The 1,638-nt window shown below is 70.9% G+C and carries 1 protein-coding gene and 1 pseudogene; both read right to left on the bottom strand.

From position 1 onward, the window contains the following. A partial coding sequence (locus AB0M52_RS33800; protein WP_363961942.1) for an adenosylhomocysteinase occupies nt 1-1,088 on the bottom strand: 1,088 nt, incomplete at its 3' end. 305 nt (nt 1,089-1,393) lie between these two features. Beyond that, nucleotides 1,394-1,638: pseudogene (locus AB0M52_RS33795) on the bottom strand (mannose-6-phosphate isomerase, class I); the annotation flags it as partial.

Genomic DNA, 1,638 nt, shown 5'->3' with positions numbered 1-1,638 from the left:
CCGACGATGGCCTGGTGCTTCATCCGGGCCATGTGCTCGTTGGTGATGACGTCGAAGCAGCCGGTGGCGGTGATGAAGATGTCCGCCTGCTCGACCACGTCGTCCAGCGTGGCGACCTGGTAGCCGTCCATCGCCGCCTGGAGCGCGCAGATCGGGTCGACCTCGGTCACCACGACCCGGGCGCCCTGACCGCGCAGCGACTCGGCGCAGCCCTTGCCCACGTCGCCGTAGCCGAGCACGACGGCCATCTTGCCGCCGATCAGCACGTCGGTGGCCCGGTTGATGCCGTCGATCAGCGAGTGCCGGCAGCCGTACTTGTTGTCGAACTTGCTCTTGGTCACCGAGTCGTTGACATTGATGGCCGGGAAGAGCAGGGTGCCGGCGCGGTGCATCTCGTAGAGGCGGTGCACACCGGTGGTGGTCTCCTCGGTGACGCCCTTGATGCCGGCGGCGACCCGGGTCCACCGCTGGCCGTCCTCGGCGAGCGAGCGGTGCAGCACGCCGAGGATGACCGCGTACTCCTCGGAGTCGGCGGACTCGACCGGCGGCACCGCGCCGACCTTCTCGAACTCGGCACCCTTGTGGACGAGCAGGGTGGCGTCGCCACCGTCGTCCAGGATCATGTTGGGGCCCTGCCCGTCGGGCCAGTCGAGCACCTGCTCGGTGCACCACCAGTACTCTTCGAGCGTCTCGCCCTTCCAGGCGAAGACCGGGACGCCGGCCGGGGCGTCGGGGGTGCCGTCCGGGCCGACGACGATCGCGGCGGCGGCGTGGTCCTGGGTGGAGAAGATGTTGCAGGACGCCCAGCGGACCTGCGCGCCGAGCGCGACCAGGGTCTCGATCAGGACGGCGGTCTGGATCGTCATGTGCAGCGAACCGGTGACCCGTGCGCCCGCGAGAGGCTGCGCGTCGGCGAACTCGCGGCGGATCGCCATCAGGCCGGGCATCTCGTGCTCGGCGAGGCGGATCTCCTTGCGCCCGAACTCGGCGAGCGACAGATCCGCCACCTTGTAGTCGCCCTCGGCGAGAGTGCGCGGCCGGGCCTCGGACGACGTGCCGCTGGCGGACGCCGGGAGGGTGCTGGTCATGAAAGCTCCTGTCGGACGATGATGCTGCGCAACCACCCACCTTACGCGCGCCCGGCGACGGCGGATGGAGTGGTTGCGGACAGCGCACGGGGCGGTCGGTCGTGGACGTGTGCCGTCCACCTCCGTCCGCCCCGTGCATCCCCCCGGTTTGGTTCCCCCGCGCGTTCTCGGACCGTCGTCGCGATAACGCTGCGCACCCATAGAGTCACACTCGGCGAGAGGTGAGTCAAGCTATTCCGGGAAAGTCGGACTTGCGGGTCGAGGCGCGTGGCCGCTGGAACGTCAGAGTCCCCGGCGCGGTCGACTCAGAACAGGCCGGTCGAGGCGACGTACGCCGCACCCGCACCCGTCACCGTCAGTGACCCGGCACCGGCCGCGCCCACCGCGGCGCGCCCGCAGCCGAGCGCCACCGGCGCGACGCCGTCGGTCACGGTGACCTCGCCGGACGTGCACAGCACCACCCGCGGCCCCGGCACCGACAACGTCACCTCGGGCCGCCCGCCGTCCACCGTCACCCGGTGCAGCGCGAAATCCTCCACCGGCACCGGCC

The organism is Micromonospora sp. NPDC051296, from assembly GCF_040682255.1.
GTDB classification, from domain to species: domain Bacteria; phylum Actinomycetota; class Actinomycetes; order Mycobacteriales; family Micromonosporaceae; genus Micromonospora; species Micromonospora craterilacus.
This window is presented reverse-complemented; position numbering and strand designations above follow the sequence as displayed.